The organism is Butyricicoccus sp. AM32-19 (assembly GCF_003480365.1).
GTDB classification, from domain to species: Bacteria; Bacillota; Clostridia; order Oscillospirales; family Butyricicoccaceae; genus Agathobaculum; species Agathobaculum butyriciproducens.
In genome coordinates this window covers 64,022-85,659 of sequence record NZ_QUIX01000013.1, presented here as the reverse complement: position 1 = coordinate 85,659, position 21,638 = coordinate 64,022, and the positions used below count along the sequence as shown (strand labels likewise).

The following is a 21,638-nucleotide window of genomic DNA, read 5'->3' as shown; positions in this document are numbered from 1 at the left end:
GAAACTAATGAAAATCATCGGCTTGACCGGCGGCAGCGGCACCGGCAAAGGCACGGTTGCCGCGCGTATGCGCGCTCTCGGGGCAGGCTGGGTGGACGCGGATGCCGTCTACCGCACGCTCTGCGCGGAGAACCGCGAAATGCTGTCCGCGCTCGATACCGCCTTCGGCGGCGTAACCGACGCGAACGGCGTACTTGACCGTCCGAAACTCGCGAAAATCGTGTTTTCCGACCTTGCAAAGCTGCAGCAGCTCAACGAAATCACCACACCGTATATTCGCACGGCTTCGCTCGAGGCCATCCGCGCGCAGAGCGCGTGTCCAATCGTGCTGTACGATGCGCCGACCCTGTTTGAAGCCGGTGCGGATGACTTCTGCGACAAAATCATCGCTGTGCTCGCGCCGCACGACACGCGCGTTGCCCGTATCATCGAGCGGGACGGTCTGTCCGATGAAGCCGCACGCGCCCGCATCGATGCGCAGCCGAACGACGCGTTTTACCGCGAAAAATGCGATTTTATCATCGAAAACAACGGCGATCTCGATGCACTCTATCGGGACACCGATGCTTTATACAGTCAACTCATTAAGTGATTCGGATTAAAAAAGGAGAATGCAACATGACTTCCGAACAGCTTTTTTACGACAAAAAGACCGGCTTTGACCGTCTGACCGACGAGGACAAGCAGGGCATTCAGACCTACGCCGAGGGTTACAAAAAATTCCTCGACGAGAGCAAAACCGAGCGTGACGCTGTGCTGGAAATCGCCCGCATGGCTGAGAGCAAGGGCTTCCGTGCCTGGACGCGTGACGACACGCTTCGTCCGGGCGACAAGATCTACCGCATCAACCGCCACAAGGGCATCATGCTGGCTGTTATTGGTGAAAAGAGCCTCGCCGAGGGTGTGCGCCTGACCGCCGCGCACCTCGATGCACCGCGCGTTGACATCCGCACCGTGCCGCTGTACGAGGACAACGGCATGGCGTTCTTCAAGACCCACTACTACGGCGGCATCAAGAAGTACCAGTGGACGGCCATTCCGCTCGAGCTGCGCGGCGTTGTCTGCGTGTGCGAGAACGGCGAGGTCAAGCGCGTGCAGGTGCGCGTAGGCGACAAGCCGACCGACCCGAAGTTCGTTATCACCGACCTGCTCCCGCACCTTGCAACCGAGCAGATGACCCGCAAGGCGACTGAGGTCATCAAGGGCGAGGGTCTGAACATCCTCATCGGCTCGGTTCCGAGCGAAACCGTGGACGAAAAGTGCAGCGAGAAGATCAAACTCGCCATCATGGAGCACCTCAACCGCGAGTACGGCATGACCGAAGCGGATTTCCTGTCTGCAGAGCTGTGCTGCGTTCCGGCGTTTGACGCCTGCGACATCGGCTTTGACCGCTCGTTTGTCGGCGCGTACGGCCACGACGACCGCGTTTGCTCCTACCCGGCGGCAACCTCTCTGTTCGACCTGACCGAGACTCCGGCACATACCGGCGTCTGCCTGCTGGTGGACAAGGAGGAGATCGGCTCGGACGGCGTAACCGGCATGCAGTCCCGCGCGTTCGACACCTTTATGGCCGACCTCTGCCGCGCCCAGGACGTGCTGCTCGACGAGTGCTTTGAGAACTCGGTCTGCCTGTCTGCCGACGTTTGCAACGCCTTTGACCCCAACTATCCGGAGGTCTCCGAGAAGCGCAACGATGCGCGCGCAAACTGCGGCTTCGCGCTCGTCAAGTACACGGGCGCACGCGGCAAGTCCGGCACCTCGGATGCAACCGCTGAGCTGATGGCGCGCATCCGCTGCATCTTTGACAAGGCGGGCGTTATCTGGCAGACCGGTCAGCTTGGCAAGGTTGATCAGGGCGGCGGCGGCACGGTTGCCATGTACCTCGCAAACCGCAACATTGACACCGTAGACGCAGGCGTTCCGGTGCTCTCCATGCACGCACCGTTCGAGTGCATTGCCAAGCTGGATCTGTATATGGCATACAAGGGCTTTGGTGCGTTCTACCGCGATTAAACGAGATAAAACGGAGGTTTTACCATGCTGTTGATTCAAAACGGACGGGTTCTCGACCCGTATACGCAGATGGATGCGCTGTGTGATGTGCTGATCGGTGACGACGGCGTTATCGCGCAGGTGGCAGAGCACATCGACGCGCCCGCGGGCTGCACGGTGTATGACGCGAGCGGGCTGACGGTATCTCCCGGCTTTGTGGACGGCCATGTGCACTTCCGCGATCCGGGTCAGACCCAGAAAGAGGACGTGCTGACCGGTGCAGCGGCGGCAGCCGCGGGCGGCTATGCCACGGTAATCTGCATGGCGAACACCGTGCCGACCTGTGACACACCCGAGATCATCCGCTACGTTACCGACAAGGCGAAGGACTGTCCGGTGCAGGTTTTGCAGGCAGGCTCGGTCACCAAGGGCCTGAAAGGGCAGGAGCTGACCGACTTTGACGCACTGCTCGAAGCGGGCGCGCCGTGCCTGACCGATGACGGCATCAATCTGACGAGTGCGGCGCTGTGCCGCACCGCCATGGCGGAAGCCGCCAAGCGCGGCACGCTGCTCTCCTTCCACGAGGAGGAGCCGTCGCTCGTGCCGTCCCCGGGTGTGAACTACGGCTCGGCGGCCGCCAAGCATTTCGGCGTACCGGGCGCAATGGCGAGCGCGGAATCTGCAATGATCGGCCGTGACATTGCGCTGGCGCTCGATACCGGCGCACGGGTGCTGTTCCAGCACGTTTCGTCCGCGCAGTCTGTCGCGCTCATTCGGGCGGGCAAGGCGATGGGCGCGAAGATTTACGCCGAGGTCACGCCGCATCATCTGTCGCTGACCGAGGATGATGTGCCGGCACACGGCACTTATGCGCGCATGAATCCGCCGCTCCGCAAGGAGGCTGACCGTCAGGCGCTGATTGCGGCTCTGGCGGACGGCACCATCGACATGGTGGCAACCGACCATGCGCCGCACACCGCGGAGGAGAAGGCCCGCGAGTTCGCAAAGGCGCCGTCCGGCATCACCGGCCTGGAAACCGCATTCTCGGTGTGCAATACTTACCTCGTTCAGACCGGCAAGCTCACGCCGATGCAGCTTGTTGACCGCATGAGCAAGGCTCCTGCCGAGATTTACGGTCTGACCGACCGTGCTGTGCAGGCAGGCAATTTCGCCCGTCTGGTGCTGCTGGACTGGGATACCGAGAAGGTATACGAAACGTATAAATCCAAGGGAATCAACACGCCGTATACCGGTAAAAAACTCACCGGTTCGCCGAAGGCGATCGTTACCGGCACGAAAGTTACCGAATAAAGCCTGAAAAGGGACCCGAGAGGGTCCCTCGAGGCTGTCAAAAAACTATCGTTTTTCGAACAGCCTTTCGCTCGAAACCACGCTTTCGAGCGAATACTGAAGAAAAACCGCGCCCTGCGGGCACATTTTTTCTTCCCTTGTATAAATTCCGAGATACATGCTCCCGGAATTTATGAATTTGCTTCGCAAATTCTATTTTATGCGTGCTACCGCACGAAACGTAAAAATTAAAATAATACTTTTTTGACAGACTGAAGGGACCCGAGAGGGTCCCTCTTTGACATTCTGCGCGGAAGCAAAAAACTTGCGAAAAAATTTTGCAAAACCTATTGACAAATAAGCTGTATCCGCGCTATAATATACAAGCTGATTGCGATAAACCATCCAAACAGCGTGTGCCAGCATTTTATATTCCTCAATAGCTCAGTTGGTAGAGCATGCGGCTGTTAACCGCAGGGTCGTTGGTTCGAGTCCAACTTGAGGAGCCACTTTATAGGGGTATAGCTCAGCTGGTAGAGCATCGGTCTCCAAAACCGAGTGCCGTGGGTTCGATCCCTACTGCCCCTGCCAATGCTGCTATAGCTCAGTCGGTAGAGTGCATCCTTGGTAAGGATGAGGTCACCAGTTCAAATCTGGTTAGCAGCTCCATGAAGAACCGCTTATAAGCGGTTCTTTTTTTATGAAAAAATCCGCAAATGAGGGAGAAAAACAGATATGAAGCTGCGAAACTCTTTGTTTCTGCTGCTGACGGCCACGATTTGGGGTGTGGCGTTCGTGGCGCAGAGCGTCGGCATGCAGTATGTCGGACCGTTCACCTTTGTGTTCGCGCGCAACGTCATCGGCGGACTGGTCCTGCTGCCGGTCATCGCGGTGTTGGGCAAAAGCGGCGGCCCGCATCCGAAGCAAGCGCCCGAGGAGCACCGCAAAGCCCGCAAAACGCTCGTTATCGGCGGTATGTGCTGCGGCACGGCGCTGTGCGCGGGCAGCATCACCCAGCAGTTCGCGCTGCTGTATACGCCAGTCGGCAAGGCCGGATTCCTCACCGCGTGCTACATCCTGATCGTGCCGCTGCTCGGCCTGCTGTTCGGCCGCAGATGCGGTGTGAAGCATTGGTGCGGCGTTGCGCTGGCAATGGCCGGGCTGTACTTCCTGTGCATGACGGGCGGCAGCTTCGGCTTCGCGATGGGCGACCTCATCGGTCTGTCGTGTGCGCTGCTGTTCTCCATCCATATCACAGTCATCGACCATTTTTCGCCGCTGGTGGACGGCGTGAAGATGGCGTGCATCCAGTTCTGGGTCTGCGCATTCGTTGCGGGTGTCGGCATGCTGATTTTCGAGCATCCCACCTGGGCGAACATCCTCGCGGCATGGAAGCCCATCCTGTATGCAGGCGCGATGTCGTCCGGCGTGGGGTATACCCTGCAGATTGTCGGTCAGAAGGGCATGAACCCGGCGGTAGCATCGCTTATCATGAGTCTGGAGTCGGTTATCTCGGTTATCGCAGGCTGGCTTATTCTCGGTCAGGCGCTGTCCGGCCGAGAGATTTTCGGCTGTGTGCTGATGTTTGGCGCTATCGTGCTGGCACAGCTGCCGGAACAGAAAAAACAGAGCGTATAATGCAAAAGACAGACGGAGAGACGGTTATTTACCGTCTCTGAGGCTGTCGAAAAACTAACGTTTTCCGAGCAGCTTCTCGCTCGAAACCACGCTTTCGAGCGAAACCGAAGAAAAACCGCGCCCTGACGGGCACATTTTTTCTTCCCTTGTATAAATTCCGAGATACACAAGGTGAATTGCCGCATAGCGGCAAGAGAGGGTGGCCTGGGCCATGCTCCCGGAATTTATGAATTTGCAAAGCAAATTCGATTGAATGCGTGCTGCCGCACGAAGCATAAAAATCAAATATTGCTTTTTCGACAAGCTAAGAGACGGTTATTTACCGTCTCTTTTTTGCGTTTTGTGCTCGCCAATCATCGTATAGAGCGCTTCCAGCGCATCCGAAAGCGTGCCGACCTCATCAATCAGTCCGAGTGCGGCGGCCTGATTGCCGGAGATCACGGTGCCGACATCGGCGGTCAGCTGACCGGTTTCGCGCATAAGCTGCTGCAGACGCTCGGCGGTGATATGTGAGTGCGAGGTGATGAAATCCACAATGCGCTCCTGAATTTTTGCCAGATACTCGAATGCCTGCGGCACAGCAATGATCGTGCCGTTCATCCGCACCGGATGAATGGTCATAGCGGCGGAAACGGCAATAAAGCTCTTTTTGGCGGCAACGGCCAGCGGTACGCCGATCGAATGCCCGCCGCCGAGCACGAGCGACACGGTCGGCTTTTTCATGCCTGCAATTAGCTCAGCGATGGCAAGTCCGGCTTCTACATCGCCGCCTACCGTGTTGAGCAGCACGAGCAGACCGTCGATCTCCTCCGCCTGCTCCACTGCCGCAATCTGCGGGATGAGGTGCTCGTACTTGGTGGTTTTGTTCTGTGCGGGCAGTTCCATGTGGCCCTCGATCTGGCCGACAATGGTGATGCAGTGTATCGTTCCGCGCGCTGTTTTTGCCGTAATCGAGCCGGTTTCCGCGATGGCATTCTGTTCCGGTGCGGCAATGGACGGGGTTTCTTCGGACATAGATGATCCCTCCTGAAGTGGTGAATTTGCCCTAATCACAAGTTTTCCACAAGGTGCGGTGGATTATGCAGCGGTGGTTTTTCCACAGCCGATATTACAATGCGTAGTCGAAAAACCGAGATATACGGCGGCTTGCGAGGGTGTATACAAAAAGTTATCCACTTTATGCACAAGGTTATCCCCAGATACCCTGTGGAAAGTCCTGTGGATAAAGTGGATTACCAGTTTTTGTGACAGGTTTTTACAGCGGTATCCTGCGGAGCGGTCGCCGCTCTCTGATTTGCGCCAGACTATCTAACAAGGAAAAGGTAGGCGTTCAAAAAGGAAGGGCACTCATTTAATCCGAGCACGGCGCGGAAACAAGGTTTAGCAGCCTACGGGCAAACCGCAGATGTCTCTTCCTTTTTGTCCCCGCCGCGGACACGGCAATTCCCTGCTGAATTTCAGCGAAAAACACCATGCCCGGACAGGGTGAACCGCCTGCACGGTTCAAGTGCCCCAGCCGATCAGCGCAAAATAATGGATAGCTGCCGCTGTTCGACAAACACCACTTGCCGTTCTACTCCAAATTTGCTACAATAGAGGTACATATATGTACAGCTCGGCTGTGCATATGCTGCAAAATGACAAAAATTATGGAGTTGATATCAATGAGCAATCCTATCGTTACGATTGAAATGGAAAATGGCGGCGTAATCCGCGCAGAGCTGTACCCGGAAGTTGCACCGAACACGGTTCGCAACTTTGTTTCTCTGGTGCAGAAGGGCTTTTATGACGGCACGATCTTCCATCGTGTCATCCCGGGCTTTATGATTCAGGGCGGTGACCCGGAAGGCACCGGCATGGGCGGCCCCGGTTATGAGATCCGCGGCGAGTTTACCGCAAACGGCTTCCAGAATGACCTGAACCACACCCGCGGCGTTCTGTCTATGGCGCGTACCGCTGCACCGGACTCCGCAGGCAGCCAGTTCTTTATTATGACCGAGGACGCACCGCATCTGGACGGTCAGTATGCTTCCTTCGGCATGGTTATCGACGGCATGGACATTGTTGATGCCATCGTTAACACCAAGCGCGACTGGCACGACCGTCCGCGTGAGGAGCAGAAGATGAAGTCCGTTACCGTGGATACGCAGGGCGTAGAGTACGAGGCTCCGGAGACCCTGTAACAGAGGGAGAGGATCGGTATTGTACTATACCAATAAGGAGATTTTTGTCCTGTCTGCGGATGGCTGCATGGATACCGAACGCGGCGGACTGGAATCCATTCTGGCCGGCAACGACGAGGGCGCAAAAGGCTGCTGTTTTTCGGTTGCCATGTCATCGGACGGTATTGCTGTGCTTTCGTCGGACGGCTGTGTTGCCGCGCCCGACGGCACGAGGCTGCCCGTCCGCGATTACAGCTACGCGGAGCTGCATCAGGCGGCGCCGCAGCTGACGCCGGTTAGTCAGGCGATCGAGCTGGCACGCACCTGTCAGGGCAAGATTGCCATCACCGTGCACGATCAGACCATGCTGCGGCAGCTGCGTATGACGCTGCGGTATGCGGATTGTCTGGATGACACGATCATCATCGGTCTGGGACTGGTGGAAGCAGCTCGTGTTGCGTCTGCCAACCCGGATTTACATATCATGGGTGAGATGCCCAATCTGCCGAGCGAGATTGACGCGCTGGTCAATGCCGCGCAGACAACCGGTTTGTTCGGTCTGCGGGCCGAGCCGAAGGATTTGTCCGAGCGGCTGGTTTCGGCGTGCCGACAGGCGGGGCTGTTCACCATGAGCCGGTGCACGGACGATCCCAATACGCTTGCGGAACTCATCCGCAAAGGCGTAAACTTTATCGAAACACGCCGGCCGGACATCACGGCGGCGCTGCTGCCTGCCGGTGAGGCTGAACCGCACGGTATTCTGCTGAGATACTGATGAAATCCCGTAAAAGGACGCACATAGTGCGTCCTTTTCAGCTTGTCGAAAAAGTCAGATTTCTATTTTGTGCTTCGTGCGACAGCACGCATAAAATAGAATTTGCGCAGCAAATTCATAAAAACCGGGGGCGTGTACCTCGGTTTTTATACAAGGGAAGAAAAAATGTGTCCGGAGGGCGCGGTTTTTCTTCAGCATTCGATCGAAAGCGTGGTTTCGATCGAGAGGCTGCTCGAAAAACGATAGTTTTTCGACAGCCTCAAAGGACGCACAATGTGCGTCCTTTTAAAGTTAATTCGCGCGATAGCGCACATCAAATAGAATTTGCTGTGCAAATTCTAAAAATCCGGGGATATGTGCCACGCAGCGCGGCCGAGAAGCCGCGCAAGGATAGCGTTCGGCTTTTTGACTTATAGAGGGAAAAAGTTTCGACCATCGGGAGGAACTTTTGGACGACTTTGGAACGGCCTGCGGTCCGTTCCTCTTGTCGGCGAAACTGCAGTTTTGCGACAGCCTGAGGGCGGACCAACGGTCCGCCTTTTTTCTATCCCTTTCCGCTTGAAATCCTGCAAAATTTGCGTAAATTTCAGTACCACACACTGTCAGAATGTGCTATACTTAATATGTATAGGTGCCTGCACCTGTCAACCAATATTTGCATCATTTTAGGTAGGAGAGCTCCATGAGATCACTGCGAATTTTACCGGCGCTGCTGTTCCTTTTGCTGCTGGGCGGCTGTGTGTTTCCTTCGGGCGATGAGCTGCTGGCTGCGCCCAAACCATCCAGCAATTACCAAAGCCTGCAGACTGAGCTGGAAAAGCAGCTGGCACAGGGCGTATCCTACGCCTCGCCGAGCGAGGGCGAAAACCGTTCGTCTATTCAGCTTGCCGATCTGGACAACGACGGCGTAGAGGAGGCCATCACGTTTTTCCGCGGCGCCACCTCGGCGACGAGCAACAAATTTACGGTAGCTGTTTACCGCAAGCAGGATGACAGCTACGTCTGCACCGGCACGATCGACGGCCGCGGAACGGCATTGCGTTCGGTCGAATTTCCGGTACTTGAGCCGAGCGGCAAGCGCGGCATGGTCCTCACCTGGCGCCTGCCGGGAGACGGAACAGGTGCGCTTACCATGTGCGATTTTGACGAAAACTGCACGCCGGATATCATTCTTGAAACCGAATATACCGCTATGGAGCTGACCGATCTGACCGGCAATGGCGCAAAGGATCTGCTGCTGATTACGAGCGACACCTCCGGCAAGCGCGTGGCACGCCTGTATCAGTATGACAACGGCTCCATGCTGCCGGCCGGTGAGACGGCGACCAGTCAGGGGACAGCTGCGGTTGAGCGCATGCAGTCCGGCCGTGTGCAGGACAGCAAGACCGCCGTGTTCGCTGAGGAAAAGGTGGCGAATGGCGCCGGTCTGACGACGGATATTTTCGTCTACTCGAACGACACGCTGCGCAATCTGGCACTGGACGGCGAGGATACCGCCAGCCACAGCACCTACCGTCCGGTGGCGGTCTACGCGAGCGACGTCAACGGCGACGGCATCACCGAGCTGCCGCGTGCAGTGCTGATGGCGGGCTATAAGGACACATCCTCGTCCGATGCGGTGTATATGCTCGACTGGTATGCCTACGGCATCGGCAAGGTTCCGGCCAAGGTTGCAACCACTTATCAGAACATTTCGGATGCGTGGAGCCTGCTGATCGACCAGAAATGGCATGACCGCATCACCGCAATCAAGGCAAACGACGGCGGACTCAGCTATGTGGAATTTTTTGAGTACCGCAAGAACAAAATGTCCATCCCGCTGTTTAACATTTACTGCGCGACCGGCTCCAACCGTGAATACTACGCCGAGCGCACCGATTTGATCCAGCTGGGACAGACCACGCAGGCCATCTACTTCGCCAAGCTGACAAATGAAGGCGAGCAGAGCGAGCTGGCGCTGACCGGAGACGAGATCAAAGCCCGATTCTCGCTGGTCAACCAGGCGTGGAACAATTAAGAATCATCAAACGCCGCAGAAACGCGGCAGTTACCAATAAGCGCTAAAAGTACAGGAGGATATTACAATGAAGCGCAAAATTCTGGTTCTGGAAGATGAAGAAAATATCCGCTCCTTTCTGGTTCTCAACCTGAAACGCAGCGGTTACGAGGTAATAGAGGCCGAAACCGGCGAAATAGCACTGGAAAAGTACCATGAAAATCAGGATATCGCGGTTGCGGTGCTGGATGTTATGCTGCCCGGCATCGACGGCTACGAGGTCTGCCGTGCCATGCGCGGCGCGGGCTATCAGGCGGGCGTTATCATGCTGACCGCCCGCACGCAGGAAGCGGATAAGGTAACCGGTCTGATGAACGGTGCGGACGATTATGTCACCAAGCCGTTTTCGGTTATTGAACTGGCGGCTCGTGTGGATGCGCTGTACCGCCGCGTATCCGGTTCGCCGTTCTCCGAGGATGACGTGATCAAGTCCGGTCCGTTCAAGCTCAATCTGCGTGCCCGCGAGGTGCTCAAGAACGGTGTGAAGATCGAGCTGACGCAGATCGAATACGGTCTGCTCAAGGCGTTCATGCAGAACATCGGCAAGGCGCTTTCGCGCGATGAGCTGCTCGAAATGGTCTGGGGACACCACTATGTGGGCGAGCTGAAGATTGTGGATGTGAATATCCGCCGTCTGCGGATTAAAATTGAGGATTCGCCGGCGGACCCGACCCATATTGTAACGGTCCGCGGCTACGGTTATATGTGGGAGGGCTGATATAGCCAATCGCCGCACCCGCGGCGGGGGGAACGGCGGCGGTTTCGCCGCGGAAACCAAAAGGGTAGACACCTGCGGTTTCTACCCTCTTGGAACTCCCGTTTCCCTTTGTTTCCTAATCTGGTGCAGACCAGAGACCGGCGACCGCTCCGAAATAGGGGAACGGCAGTCGGGTTACCGTTGCGTGTCTTTCGCAACCTTTTCGCAATTCACCTTGTGCCGCTCTCTGCGTGGAGTAAACCGCATGTGTAGCAGTCAGAAAACAGCTTGAGCGGCTGAGGTTGCGTAATGGGCGGCCAACGGCCGCACCTACGGAAGATGAATAGTACGCCCGTTCCCCTATAGTCTCAGTTATGAATTATCGCCGTGCCCTCTAAGGGAAAGAGGAAGATTCACAAGAAGGAGGAAACCGCAGGTTGCTTCCTTCTTGTGCCCCCGCCGGGTAGGCGAATTCCCGCGCGGCGTCAGCGCACATTCCGCCGCTTGGTAAGCGGCATTAGAAAGGTCATTTTCTATGACAAATCGCAAGCAAAAACGCAAACCGGAACCGTCTCCGAAGCCGGAGGCACCGAAGGTGCAGCACTCGCCAGGCGGCATCAAGGGCCGCTGGCTGGTGAACTCTTTGTCCTTCGTGCTCGTCATTCTGGCTGTTGTGGTCATTTTGATCTCTGTCGGTGTTTCGGGATATTACTATGCCACCGTGCGCGACAACCTCGCGTCACGCGCGGCCACAACGTCGGACACGTTCCGCAAATACTTCACCGACACCTACGATCAGTTTTACACGCAGGCGGAGGCAACCGTCACCACATTTCAGGATCAGGACAAGTTTGAACAGCAGTTTCTGGACGCAAACGGCCGCATTCTGCTGTCCACCTCCGGATTATCCGGTGGCGGCGTTGCTTCGACCGAGGATGCGTCGCAGGCGCTTTCCGGCCAGAAAACCGCGGTTTTCACTGGCAGAGACCCGCTTTCTGGCGAGCGCGTGATGAGCGTCACAGCGCCGCTGCTGAGTGCGCGCGGCGATCTGGTCGGCGGCGTGCGGTATATCACCTCGCTGCGTATCGTCGAACGGCAGATCTGGATGATCGTCGGCTTCTCTCTGCTGGCGTGCCTGCTGTTCCTCATGCTGGTTGTGGCGTCGAACAGCTATTTTATCCGGTCGATCGTCGATCCGGTGCTCAAGATCAACACCATCGCCAAGGAGATCGCGGCCGGACGTTACGGCGTGCGGCTGCAGAAGACCTATGATGACGAGATTGGTGAGCTGTGCGATACCATCAATTATATGTCGGACGAGATCAGCCGCGCCGAACGCATGAAAAACGATTTCATTTCTTCGGTTTCACACGAACTGCGTACACCGCTGACCGCCATCGGCGGCTGGAGTGAGACACTGCTGGCCGGCGGCGGCGAGGACCCGGAGGAGGTCATGCAGGGCCTGACGATCATCCAGAAGGAGGCGGGCCGTCTGACCCGCATGGTCGAGGAGCTGCTGGACTTTGCGCGCATCGAATCCGGCCGCATGAAGCTGGAGATCGAGACGTTTGATATGTCCATCGAGCTGTATGAAGCGGTCTATATGTATGAAAATCTGCTCAAAAAGAGCGGAATCCGCCTGCTGTACGACGAAGATGTGGATGCAAACTATTACATCAACGGCGATCGCCACCGCATGAAGCAGGTGTTTCTGAATATTCTGGACAACGCCGCGAAATACGGCGGCGACGGCAAGCAGATTGATATTGACCTTAAACGTGATGGCGGCAACATCGTTGCGTCTGTGCGCGACTACGGTCAGGGTATTCCCGAAGCGGAGCTGCCGTTCGTCAAGGAGAAATTCTACAAGGGGTCATCCAAGCAGCGCGGCAGCGGCATCGGCCTTGCCGTGACGGAGGAAATCGTTTCCATGCACGGCGGTACGCTGGATATCGCGTCCGAGGTCGGCAAGGGAACGACGGTTACCGTCACCATGCCGTCCGCCAAGTCCGAGGAGGCGCTTGGCATTACCGGTGCCATTTCGAAGGCATCTGAAACCCCGTTTACCGAAGGAGAGCATTCATGACAACGCAAAAGAAAACCACCATCGGTGGTCAGGCAATCATCGAGGGTATTGTAATGAAGGGACCTAAGAAGTCCTGCACGGTTGTGCGTAAGGCGAACGGCGAGCTTGTCAGCAAGACCGAACCGACGCCGAGCCGTGCCCCGATTTGGGAAAAGCCGATCTTCCGCGGCGCGTATACGCTGTTCACTGCTATGAAGGAGGGCATGCAGGCCATCAACTACTCCGCGTCCTTCTTTGAGGACGAGGAAGCCGATGTGCCGCCGTCCAAGTTTGAACTCTGGCTGGAAAAGAAATTCGGCTCGGAGGGTCTGAACAAGATCATCCTGAGCATTTCAACTGTCATCGGCATTGCCCTGCCGATCGGCCTGTTCATCCTGCTGCCGAGCTTTCTCGGCGGTTTTGTGCCGAAAACCTGGGGTGTGCTCGCGCGCAATGTGCTCGAGGGCTGCGTGCGCGTCATTCTGTTCCTGCTGTTCATGTGGTCAGTGTCGCATATGAAGGACATCCGCCGCACGTTCGAGTACCACGGCGCAGAGCACAAGACCATTTTCTGCTACGAAGCAGGCGAAGAACTGACCGTTGAAAATGTCCGAAAACAGGGAAAATATCACCCGAGATGCGGCACCAGCTTCATGTTTGTGCTGATTATCATTGCGACCATCGTTTCATCGATCGTCTTTTCCATCATCGACATTACCAATCCGTTCGTGCGTATGCTCGCGCATTTGATCCTGCTGCCGCTTGTTGTCGGCATAAGCTACGAGTTTAACCGCTACGCCGGCCGCTCGGAGAGCCTGCTCTCGCGTGCGCTGCGCTGGCCGGGACTGATGGTGCAGCACCTGACTGTATTCGAGCCGGACGATTCCATGATCGAGGTTGCGATCACCGCGATGAAGGCGGTCATTCCGGATGACGGCTCGGACGAGTGGTAAGCGCCATGCACTATTATTTTGCGCCGATGGAAGGCGTGACCGGTGCGGTCTATCGCCGGACGCACCACGAATTTTTCTCAGGTGTGGACAAGTATTTCATGCCGTTTATCACACCGACCACGAATGAAAAGCTGACGCCGCGGCAAAAGCGCGATGTCCTGCCGGAGTACAACGAGGGCGTGCCTGCGGTTCCGCAGCTGCTCACCAAGTCTGCCGCGGACTGCATCTGGGCGGTGAATGCACTGCATGACCTCGGGTATCCCGAGGTCAATCTCAACCTTGGCTGTCCGTCCGGCACGGTGACGGCCAAGGGAAAGGGAGCCGGATTTCTCGCACATCCGGACGAGCTGGACCGGTTTTTTGACGAAGTCTTCGCAAAATGCGAGGGGATTTCGGTAAAAACCCGTCTCGGCGTGCATGAGGCAAGCGAGTTTGACAAGCTGCTCGAGATTTACAACCGCTATCCCATCACCGAGCTGACCATCCATCCGCGTGTGCGGCAGGATTTCTACAAGGGCAAGGTGCGCGAGAGCGATTTCGCGGCGGCGCTTTCGCGCTGCAGCATGCCCGTGTGCTACAACGGCGATCTCATCACCGAGCGGGACGTAAGCGCCGTCAGCGAACGCTATCCCGATTTGCCGGCGGTGATGATCGGTCGTGCGCTGATCGCCGATCCGTCTCTCGTGGCGCGCATGACCGGCGGCAAGGCCGCGGACGCAAAAACGCTCGAGACCTTCCACGATACATTGTTCATGCGATACTGCGAAGCCTTCGGCGACAGCCGGATTGCCATGCTGCGCATGAAAGAAATCTGGTTTTACCATCTGAATCTGTTTGAAAACAGCGAAAAACCGGGAAAATCGATTAAAAAAGCCAAAAATGCCGCAGAATTTCAGTCGGCGGCCGCAGCCGTGTTCCGTAATTGCAGGGTGCGGGCGAACGCCGTGCCGCTGTGGTTCAAACCCGCGCAAATTTTAGGAGTTGACCCTGTGTGACCAAGACTATCAACGATGTTTACATGCAGCTTTTCCGCCGTTTGAAAGAGGGCGGCGACCCGATGCCGCAGCTGACCGCGCGGGAGATTACCGCCTACGCCTGCAAAGCGGACAAAAAGCAGACGGCCGGCTGGTCCCATTTCTACGTTGAGGATACGACCGTGGATTACGCCGGTTTGCTGTGCGACCGCTGTCTGGACGGCGAACCGCTGGCGTACATTATCGGCGAATGGGATTTTTACGGCCTGACCTTCAAGGTGGATCGTTCGGTGCTCATTCCGCGCTCGGATACCGAGCGCCTGTGCGAGCTGGTCATTGAGCAGGCCAAAGAGCGGGTTTCACCGCGTATTCTCGATTTGTGCTGCGGCTCGGGCTGCATCGGCATTGCGGCGGCGCACACGGTCGAGGATGCCCGTGTGACCGCGATCGACCTATCGGACGGTGCGCTGCACATTACCCGCGAGAACGCCCGTGATCTGGGCGTGAGCAGCCGTTTGCTGACCATGAAGGCCGATGTCATGCACGCACCTCCGCGCGGACTTGGGCAGTTTGATATCATCGTTTCCAATCCGCCGTACGTCACCGAGGACGAAATGCAGATGCTCGACCGCAGCGTAGCCGATTTTGAGCCGCATGAGGCGCTTTACGGCGGCGAGGACGGTCTGGATTTCTATCATGCCATCTGCGACAGCTGGGGTGAACTGCTGGTGCCGAACGGCAGGCTGCTGTTCGAGTGCGGCTGGCAGCAGGCCGATGACGTGGCCGGCATCATGCAGCGGCACGGCTACAAGGATGTCACTATCACCGAGGATTACAGCGGCGTGCCTCGCATTGTGTACGGCACGAATAACCGTCCGGATGTGGATTTGACGAGGGATGCGTAAATCGGGATTTGCGGGAGTGTCGCCGTTATGGTTAGAGAATTGCGGAAAGAAGATATAAATAAGGTTGCAGATATATGGTTGGACACCAATATAAAGGCACATTCCTTCATCCCTGCGCAATATTGGAAAAGTAATTTTGAATCGCGCGTTGTAAAATGAAGTTGCGCATTTAGTCAAATAAAAGGTCCACAGCGAGGGCCTCTGTGTTAGAATCAAATTCAACACAGAGGCCCTCGCTATGGACTATCCCAATCATATGTAAAGGAAAGTAGTAGATTAGCTATCAGCTGCGGGAGAACTTACGGAAGAATTCTTCCCAAATGCGGAACGACATTTCCGGCATAGTAGCATGCGGCATGTAGTCCACCTGCGTGAACTGCACGGGAGCCGTGCCCTCACGGTCGAAGTAATGATCTTTGAAGCGACCATTGACCGTGTTGGCGCACTGTGCCCAATCAGCAGGGATCATATCTGCCTTACCATTGCGTTTCAGCCACAGCTCGACGGTCAGACCGGTTTCGTTCTCGTGGGCGGGTTCACTCGGAATGAGCCATTCCTCATTCATGCCCCAGAACATCCAGATTGGAAGCTGTACGCCGTTTTCGGCGGCATACGGTAGGGAAGTCATTTTCTCATACGCACCGCCGAAGAATGCACCCGAGCAGGGGGCGACAGCGGCAAAGCGCTCGGTCAGTCCCAACGCCAGCATTTCGGTCATCAGCGAGCCCCACGAGTGACCGGTTGCGAACACGCGGTGCTCGTCCACCGGATACTCGGCAATCATCTTGTCCAGCAGGAACGAGAAGAATTTCAGTTCATCCGGGCGGTCGTCCTCAAGGAACACGTTCCATGCGTTGAGCGGCGCCCAGTCTGACATGAGACCCTGCTCAGGCATGTCAACCTTGGCATGCAGTGCGGACGGAAACACAACAATGAAACCATGTTTGTCCGCCACATCATACCAACCGCTGTTGCCGGCGTAGATTTCACCGGTACAGGTGTAGCCATGCATCGCGAGCACGAGCGGCACCTTCTTTTCGGGATTTTGCCGTACCGACTGCGGAATGTAAACATACCATTCGCGCATCCAGCCGTCAAATTCCTCGTAGTGGTACTCCATGCCGAGGTCGCGGACCGGATCCTTTGTCACGCGCAGTTCACCGCCGGGACTGCTCATCCAGCGGCGCTGACGATAGAGAAAGTCCTTCCAGATACGGCGCTGCAGGCGTTTGGCATACTGCTCGGATGCACCGGGAATACTGCTGTGGCAGACACGGTACGCTTCCTTCTCCTGATTAGGCGCGTAAGGTGTTTCCTTCACGCGGTAATACTCGTACTGATCGGGAGACAGCTGACGGCCTTCTTCGGCTTCACATGCATTGCGCCAGTAGGTGAGGATAGCGTCGCCGGTACCGGTAGATACGGTCGGATCGTCGATAATCCACGCGGGCATCGGGATATCCTGCTTGTGAATGTCCTTGCGATGTTCCGGATCCTCAAAGCCGTCCAGATTGAGGGCATACGCCTGTCCGCAGTCGGTCAGATACTGCTCGGAAACTGCCGAGCCGCCGACCGAAGCCACACCTGCGAAGAACGCCGGATCGTAAGCCGCCGCCATATTGGCGAGCACGCCGCCTTCCTTACAGCCAACCAGATAGAACTTGGATTCGTGGACACAGAACAGCTTGCGGTCTGCGGCGGCAAGGGCTGCTGCGTTGATATACGCAACATCGCCATCCGGTGTGCCGTAGGCTTCGTTCGTGTTCCATGTGCCGTTTTCCGGCTCAAGGAAGAACACGATCAGACGTTCCTTGCACTCCTCGGTGTCCGCGATCTCACACCAGCCGCTGTGCTCGAGCAGATCATCGGCGGTCTGGCCGTTTTCTCCCAGCACAAGAATACCGGCGGTGGATTCGCGGATATCATGCGGCACATAGGCCAGCATGCGGCGCTTTTTGCCCGCGTACTCTACCGGCAGCTCAAATGTGCCGGAGAACTTGGGGGCGTAGGGATTTTTCGGGTCGCATATGTCTAAAATTTTATGGGTATACATGTTGTTCACGCTTTCTGTTACGCCGTACGGCCGGTGAGATCCTTCATAATGCCGTCGTATTCCTTATCCAGATGGTAAACCAGCATAAGGATGATAACCAAGGCCCATGCGATCATGTTGCCGTAAATGTAAAGGTTCTTGACCATGCTTATTGCGGAGGGAATCTCCATTTCCAGACCGGTAAAGCCGGAAACCTCCATCAGCTGACCAACAAGCCAGCCTGCAACGCCGCCGCCGAACTTCTGGCCGACAGTGAATGCGGAGAAGATGAGGGCCTGTACACGGATACCGGTCTTCCAGTGACCGTACTCGATAACATCAGCCAGCATGGTGAAGATGCAGCCGTAGAACGGGGCTTCGCCGATACCGCGCATAACAGCAGCGGCCATAACCATGGTCATATTCTGCGGTGCAAACAGGACAACGACCTGACCGAGCACGCAGAGCACTGCGCCGAACAGAACCAGATTGCGCTTGCCGAACTTCTTGATGAACGGGGCAAGACAGATGATAGCAATAATCTTCGGAATGTTCTCGAAACTCTGCATAACGCCCATGACTTCGACGTTACCCAGCATATACTGTGCGTAGTAAGTAGCAACGATGCCGTTTACGTTCTGGTACAGAGCAACGGCTATCATCGTGAGTGTAAGTACGATGAAATACTTGTTCTTCAGGGTAGCCTTCAGGCGCTGTGCGAACGGCATAGCCTCGGCTTCCTTGGCTGCATCAGTGTGGAAACGCTCCTGACAGCCCTTGTAGCAGAACAGCAGCATGAAGAAAGCAACGATGGAGTAAATCGCGCAGACCGTGATCCATGCCTTCTGACCGCCGCCGAGCATGTTGATGAACGGCAGGGTGAGTGCGGTAACGATCAGGTTACCGATCGGGGACATGGCCATGCGGAACAGATTGAGTTTAGCAAGGTCATCGTCATTGCGAGTCATCATCGGTGCCAGATTGGAATACGGCAGGTTGAGTGCGGTATATACGCCGGTGGTGCACAGGTTATAGGTGATGAATACATAGATCGCCTGCACCATCGTGCTTGAATGTGGCGGCACGCAGAACATCAGCACGGAGGCAATACCGTAAGGTGCGGCCATCCAGAGTATCCACGCACGAGCCTTGCCCTTCGGGGAGTTTACCTTGTCTACAATCTGGGCGATCAGCAGGTCGCTGATGCCGTCAAATACACGAGATGCTAACAGAATCGTTCCGACAAGTGCCGCAGACATGCCGATTACGTTCGTGTAGAAGTATACGATCAGACTGGAGGTGATTGCAAATACGACGTTGCAGGCGGTGTCGCCCATGCCGTATGCGATTTTTTCCATCAGACTGGTTTTGAATGAGGTGTCATTCATTGAAAGCTGTTTTTTCGTCATTTTCCTTACCACCTTTTTGTTCAGAATCGGCTGCGCAGCGTTTCTGTTTGGGATTTGACTATAGTATAGTACGAAAAGAACGAAGAAAATACGGGATATTCATTTTAGACATAGCAATATATTTTGTATTTACTCGGAGGAGAAACCGTGCTTTTGTCGCATAATATGAAATGACAGATAGAAAAAGGTCAAAAAACAGATATTTTAGAAAAGGTTTATGTAAAATTCATCTTTCTGATGCGGAAGAGCCGTACCTCAAGCGGCTGCAGTGTTGTCTCGAGCCGCAGAGCGGTATCCACCTGTTCGGTGGTCAGTGTGCGGTGTGCGGAAGCGTGCTCGGCCAGATATTGCAGGAAGGCTCGGTCAGGGGACGGCGGTGCACCGGCGGCAAGCCACAGGTCGAACGAGGAACCCGAGGTGCGGGTGATTTCCTGCTGCTCAATCTGGTACAGACCGCGTCTGAGAGCGGGAAATGTGACCTGAAACCGCACGATCTTGCCGCTCTCGAATACCGAATAGGCGTCTTCCGGATGCTCTAGACGGCGGTAGCGATAGCGGTAAATGTTGTCGTAATGGGTGTAATTATATAGAATCAGCTGCCATTCCCGTTCGCTTTGGGTGAAATACCAGCCGTCACCGGAAGCAATGCAGCAGTTGCCGAGCTGTCCGAGCAGGCGCAGTGCCTCATAGCCGCTCTTCGGCACGCCGTTATAGGTGAACAGACCGTAGCCGCCGTGGTACATGGAATCGAAGTTCGCACGCTCGTCCATCAGATCGGAGATTGTCCAGTAGCCGAAGGCGGATACGGCATCCATATTTTCGCAGATGTTTTTGGTCAGCCAGACGGATTTGTAGCAGGTGTCGCTCGAAAGGTCGCGCTGCCATAGCGTGGAGTTCCATTCCTCGATGAAAATGTCCATGTCGGGCAATTCAAATTCGCGGCATATACCGTTCAGGTCATAGAGGAAGGTTTTAACGAAATTTGTATCCTTGGATAATACGGATGGGATAGACTGCTGACTGAGCGTATAGCTCATAAAATTTGCATCGGCGGACGAAGATTCATGCGGATAGCTTTGCACGGTCAGGAAATCCGGCAGACAGTCGTGGGCGGTGGCATACTGCAGAAAGACACGCATACCGCGCGGGTCCCATACCACACTGGACATGGCGCCCGGGCCGCCGAATTGCAGCCGTGTATCGACAGCTTTGACCGCATGGTACACGCAGTCATACAGTTCGAGATATTCATCCATGGTCATGCAGTCGAAGAACACATAGTTAATCTGAAAGGTAGAGAACTTCCACTGGGATACCTCGTCCCAGCCGTATCGGCAGATTGCATGCCGCAGAATAGCTTCAACCAGTGCGCCGAATGCTGTGCAGTCCGCACATGCAGCGGTGATCGAGCCGGTCTCGAAGATGCTGGTCTGTGCTTTCGCCAGTTCCCGGGGAATAAAGCTGAATTCCAGGAACGGGCGCAGCCCCTGCTCGAGCAGGAAGTCGATGACCATATCGAAGTAGGTGAAGCAGCACTTCACTTGGCCGTTTTCCATACCCTGATAGATGTGAAGCTCCTGATCGAGCATGCCGTGGAACCGCAGATAGCGGAAGCCGATCTCCTGCTGGATTTTGATAATCTGCTGTTGAATAGCGGCGGTCAGCAGATGCTTGGCGTATCCGGCGTTGAGCAGGGTTTTCCACGTATGACGAAGCCTGCGCGGCTGTACATTCTCATCAACCGTGATGTACCGCGTTTCGTGCGGCAGCTCGCGCTGCGGATCGGGCGGAACGGCAAACTGCAGCAGATAGGTAACGCCGTCCTGCAGTAAAGTTTCCTCGCCGGATGGGTCAGCGGCGGCTTTCTGGGTGGCATGCTGGCGGTATTGCCGCGGTGTCAGGCCGTGTTTCTGACGAAAATGTTCGATGAAAGCACTGGCGTTGTGAAATCCGCAGTCGTAGGCGATCTGAGTAATGGAGTGATCCGTGCTGCGCAGCTGCTTTTCGGCGTGTTCCAGACGCAGCCCCATGACATACTGGGAGTAGGTCATATCCAGATTCTGCTTGAGGAATCGGGACAGATAGCCTTCGGACAGAAACTCGCGTGCAGCAAGCTCGCGCAGGGAAATATCCTCATTCCAGTTGGAATGAATATGATCCATGATGCGCTTCATGCGGCGCATGGTCTCCTCGCGCTTGGTATTGCTTTTTGGCACATCGGAAATGAGGAAATGCTCTGTCAGCAGATCAACGAGCTTGAGTACATTGGTGACAATACCGGAGGCGTTCTGCTCCGGATTCTGAAAGAAATCCTGAAAAATCGTTGCAAATAATACGCGGATGGTCTGGTACTCCTGCTTTTCATTCTGGCTGGAGGCGTAGCAGAAGCAGACATTCTGTCTGCTCCAGCTGGCAAGCTGCAGCAGATTTTCGGGGATCTGCATGGCGATCATCTCGGCATTTTCCGAGCAGTTCACCTGATATAATTCAAACGGGTTGACAACCAGCAGCGCGCCTGCGGGCATGGAGTACTCGGCGGACTGGTATCGGATTGAGCTGTTTCCGTGCAGCCCAAAAAACAGCGTCAAACCGCTGCTGAACTCTGATCGGCAGATCTGGTCATGAAATGCCTGAAAGATAATCTGTTCCCGTTTGGTGCGCATGGCTGTTCCTGCTTTCTGTCGAATGTA

General features: G+C 55.8%; 16 protein-coding genes and 3 tRNA genes. 15 read left to right on the top strand and 4 right to left on the bottom strand.

All coding sequences use genetic code 11. The features are described from left to right. The first annotated feature begins 7 nt into the window (after positions 1-7). The 7 genes from coaE (at position 8) to DW806_RS11040 (ending at position 4,920) form a co-directional block, all read left to right on the top strand. Complete coding sequence (coaE, locus tag DW806_RS11070) at positions 8-592, top strand: dephospho-CoA kinase (protein WP_118729987.1); 585 nt, start codon at positions 8-10, stop codon at positions 590-592. 26 nt (positions 593-618) lie between these two features. Beyond that, the gene (locus DW806_RS11065; protein WP_118729986.1) at positions 619-2,013 is read left to right on the top strand and encodes an aminopeptidase; all 1,395 of its coding nucleotides are present in this window, start codon (positions 619-621) and stop codon (positions 2,011-2,013) included. Positions 2,014-2,037: 24 nt separating this feature from the next. Beyond that, entirely contained in the window at positions 2,038-3,303 is a 1,266-nt protein-coding gene (locus DW806_RS11060; RefSeq protein ID WP_118729985.1) for a dihydroorotase, read from the top strand. Between the two features lie 412 nt (positions 3,304-3,715). Continuing rightward, a tRNA-Asn gene (locus tag DW806_RS11055) sits at positions 3,716-3,791 on the top strand. Positions 3,792-3,797: 6 nt separating this feature from the next. After that, positions 3,798-3,873 (top strand) — tRNA-Trp (locus tag DW806_RS11050). A 2-nt stretch (positions 3,874-3,875) separates the two neighbouring features. Beyond that, positions 3,876-3,951 (top strand) — tRNA-Thr (locus DW806_RS11045). Between the two features lie 66 nt (positions 3,952-4,017). Next, positions 4,018-4,920 carry a DMT family transporter gene (locus DW806_RS11040; protein ID WP_118729984.1) on the top strand — a complete coding sequence of 301 codons (903 nt, stop codon included), beginning with the start codon at positions 4,018-4,020 and terminating at the stop codon, positions 4,918-4,920. Between the two features lie 315 nt (positions 4,921-5,235). Here the strand turns inward: DW806_RS11040 and DW806_RS11035 are convergent, their stop codons facing one another. Then, positions 5,236-5,934 carry a ClpP family protease gene (locus DW806_RS11035; protein ID WP_118729983.1) on the bottom strand — a complete coding sequence of 233 codons (699 nt, stop codon included), beginning with the start codon at positions 5,932-5,934 and terminating at the stop codon, positions 5,236-5,238. Positions 5,935-6,584: 650 nt separating this feature from the next. Here DW806_RS11035 and DW806_RS11030 point away from each other — a divergent pair. The 8 genes from DW806_RS11030 (at position 6,585) to prmC (ending at position 15,507) form a co-directional block, all read left to right on the top strand. Next, a complete protein-coding gene (locus DW806_RS11030; protein WP_110435791.1) occupies positions 6,585-7,103 on the top strand; it encodes a peptidylprolyl isomerase in 519 nt (172 codons plus the stop codon). 19 nt (positions 7,104-7,122) lie between these two features. Continuing rightward, positions 7,123-7,857: a hypothetical protein gene (locus DW806_RS11025; protein ID WP_118729982.1), complete on the top strand. Its 735-nt coding sequence runs from the start codon at positions 7,123-7,125 to the stop codon at positions 7,855-7,857. 682 nt (positions 7,858-8,539) lie between these two features. Beyond that, positions 8,540-9,874: a hypothetical protein gene (locus tag DW806_RS11020; protein ID WP_117491546.1), complete on the top strand. Its 1,335-nt coding sequence runs from the start codon at positions 8,540-8,542 to the stop codon at positions 9,872-9,874. 67 nt (positions 9,875-9,941) lie between these two features. Continuing rightward, positions 9,942-10,631 carry a response regulator transcription factor gene (locus DW806_RS11015; protein WP_110435794.1) on the top strand — a complete coding sequence of 230 codons (690 nt, stop codon included), beginning with the start codon at positions 9,942-9,944 and terminating at the stop codon, positions 10,629-10,631. 514 nt (positions 10,632-11,145) lie between these two features. Next, positions 11,146-12,696: an ATP-binding protein gene (locus tag DW806_RS11010; RefSeq protein ID WP_118729981.1), complete on the top strand. Its 1,551-nt coding sequence runs from the start codon at positions 11,146-11,148 to the stop codon at positions 12,694-12,696. Continuing rightward, the gene (locus DW806_RS11005) at positions 12,693-13,628 is read left to right on the top strand and encodes a DUF1385 domain-containing protein (protein ID WP_118729980.1); all 936 of its coding nucleotides are present in this window, start codon (positions 12,693-12,695) and stop codon (positions 13,626-13,628) included. Before DW806_RS11010 ends, DW806_RS11005 begins: the two co-directional genes overlap by 4 nt. Positions 13,629-13,633: 5 nt before the next feature. Continuing rightward, positions 13,634-14,623, top strand: a complete 990-nt coding sequence (locus tag DW806_RS11000) for a tRNA dihydrouridine synthase (protein ID WP_118729979.1) — start codon at positions 13,634-13,636, stop codon at positions 14,621-14,623. Next, positions 14,620-15,507, top strand: coding sequence for a peptide chain release factor N(5)-glutamine methyltransferase (prmC, locus tag DW806_RS10995; RefSeq protein ID WP_118729978.1), 888 nt, complete (start codon positions 14,620-14,622; stop codon positions 15,505-15,507). Before DW806_RS11000 ends, prmC begins: the two co-directional genes overlap by 4 nt. 283 nt (positions 15,508-15,790) lie before the next feature. Here prmC and DW806_RS10990 read toward each other — a convergent pair whose 3' ends face one another. From DW806_RS10990 to DW806_RS10980, 3 genes are all read right to left on the bottom strand, one after another. After that, a complete protein-coding gene (locus DW806_RS10990; RefSeq protein ID WP_118729977.1) occupies positions 15,791-17,560 on the bottom strand; it encodes an alpha/beta hydrolase-fold protein in 1,770 nt (589 codons plus the stop codon). Positions 17,561-17,577: 17 nt separating this feature from the next. Next, positions 17,578-18,948 carry an MFS transporter gene (locus DW806_RS10985; RefSeq protein WP_118729976.1) on the bottom strand — a complete coding sequence of 457 codons (1,371 nt, stop codon included), beginning with the start codon at positions 18,946-18,948 and terminating at the stop codon, positions 17,578-17,580. A gap of 215 nt (positions 18,949-19,163) precedes the next feature. Next, on the bottom strand, positions 19,164-21,611 hold the full coding sequence (locus DW806_RS10980; protein ID WP_118729975.1) for a GH39 family glycosyl hydrolase: 2,448 nt from the start codon (positions 21,609-21,611) through the stop codon (positions 19,164-19,166). Between the last annotated feature and the right edge of the window lie 27 nt (positions 21,612-21,638).

What these genes read in the sequence shown, in the direction of transcription:
- DW806_RS11030 (WP_110435791.1), top strand. Translation starts at nt 6,585, where the DNA reads ATGAGCAATCCTATCGTTACGATTGAAATGGAAAATGGCGGCGTAATC.
- DW806_RS11065 (WP_118729986.1), top strand. Translation starts at nt 619, where the DNA reads ATGACTTCCGAACAGCTTTTTTACGACAAAAAGACCGGCTTTGACCGT.
- DW806_RS11015 (WP_110435794.1), top strand. Translation starts at nt 9,942, where the DNA reads ATGAAGCGCAAAATTCTGGTTCTGGAAGATGAAGAAAATATCCGCTCC.
- DW806_RS11005 (WP_118729980.1), top strand. Translation starts at nt 12,693, where the DNA reads ATGACAACGCAAAAGAAAACCACCATCGGTGGTCAGGCAATCATCGAG.
- DW806_RS11020 (WP_117491546.1), top strand. Translation starts at nt 8,540, where the DNA reads ATGAGATCACTGCGAATTTTACCGGCGCTGCTGTTCCTTTTGCTGCTG.
- DW806_RS11060 (WP_118729985.1), top strand. Translation starts at nt 2,038, where the DNA reads ATGCTGTTGATTCAAAACGGACGGGTTCTCGACCCGTATACGCAGATG.
- DW806_RS11035 (WP_118729983.1), bottom strand. Translation starts at nt 5,934, where the DNA reads ATGTCCGAAGAAACCCCGTCCATTGCCGCACCGGAACAGAATGCCATC.
- DW806_RS10990 (WP_118729977.1), bottom strand. Translation starts at nt 17,560, where the DNA reads ATGTATACCCATAAAATTTTAGACATATGCGACCCGAAAAATCCCTAC.
- DW806_RS10980 (WP_118729975.1), bottom strand. Translation starts at nt 21,611, where the DNA reads ATGCGCACCAAACGGGAACAGATTATCTTTCAGGCATTTCATGACCAG.
- DW806_RS11040 (WP_118729984.1), top strand. Translation starts at nt 4,018, where the DNA reads ATGAAGCTGCGAAACTCTTTGTTTCTGCTGCTGACGGCCACGATTTGG.
- coaE (WP_118729987.1), top strand. Translation starts at nt 8, where the DNA reads ATGAAAATCATCGGCTTGACCGGCGGCAGCGGCACCGGCAAAGGCACG.
- DW806_RS10985 (WP_118729976.1), bottom strand. Translation starts at nt 18,948, where the DNA reads ATGACGAAAAAACAGCTTTCAATGAATGACACCTCATTCAAAACCAGT.
- DW806_RS11010 (WP_118729981.1), top strand. Translation starts at nt 11,146, where the DNA reads ATGACAAATCGCAAGCAAAAACGCAAACCGGAACCGTCTCCGAAGCCG.
- DW806_RS11000 (WP_118729979.1), top strand. Translation starts at nt 13,634, where the DNA reads ATGCACTATTATTTTGCGCCGATGGAAGGCGTGACCGGTGCGGTCTAT.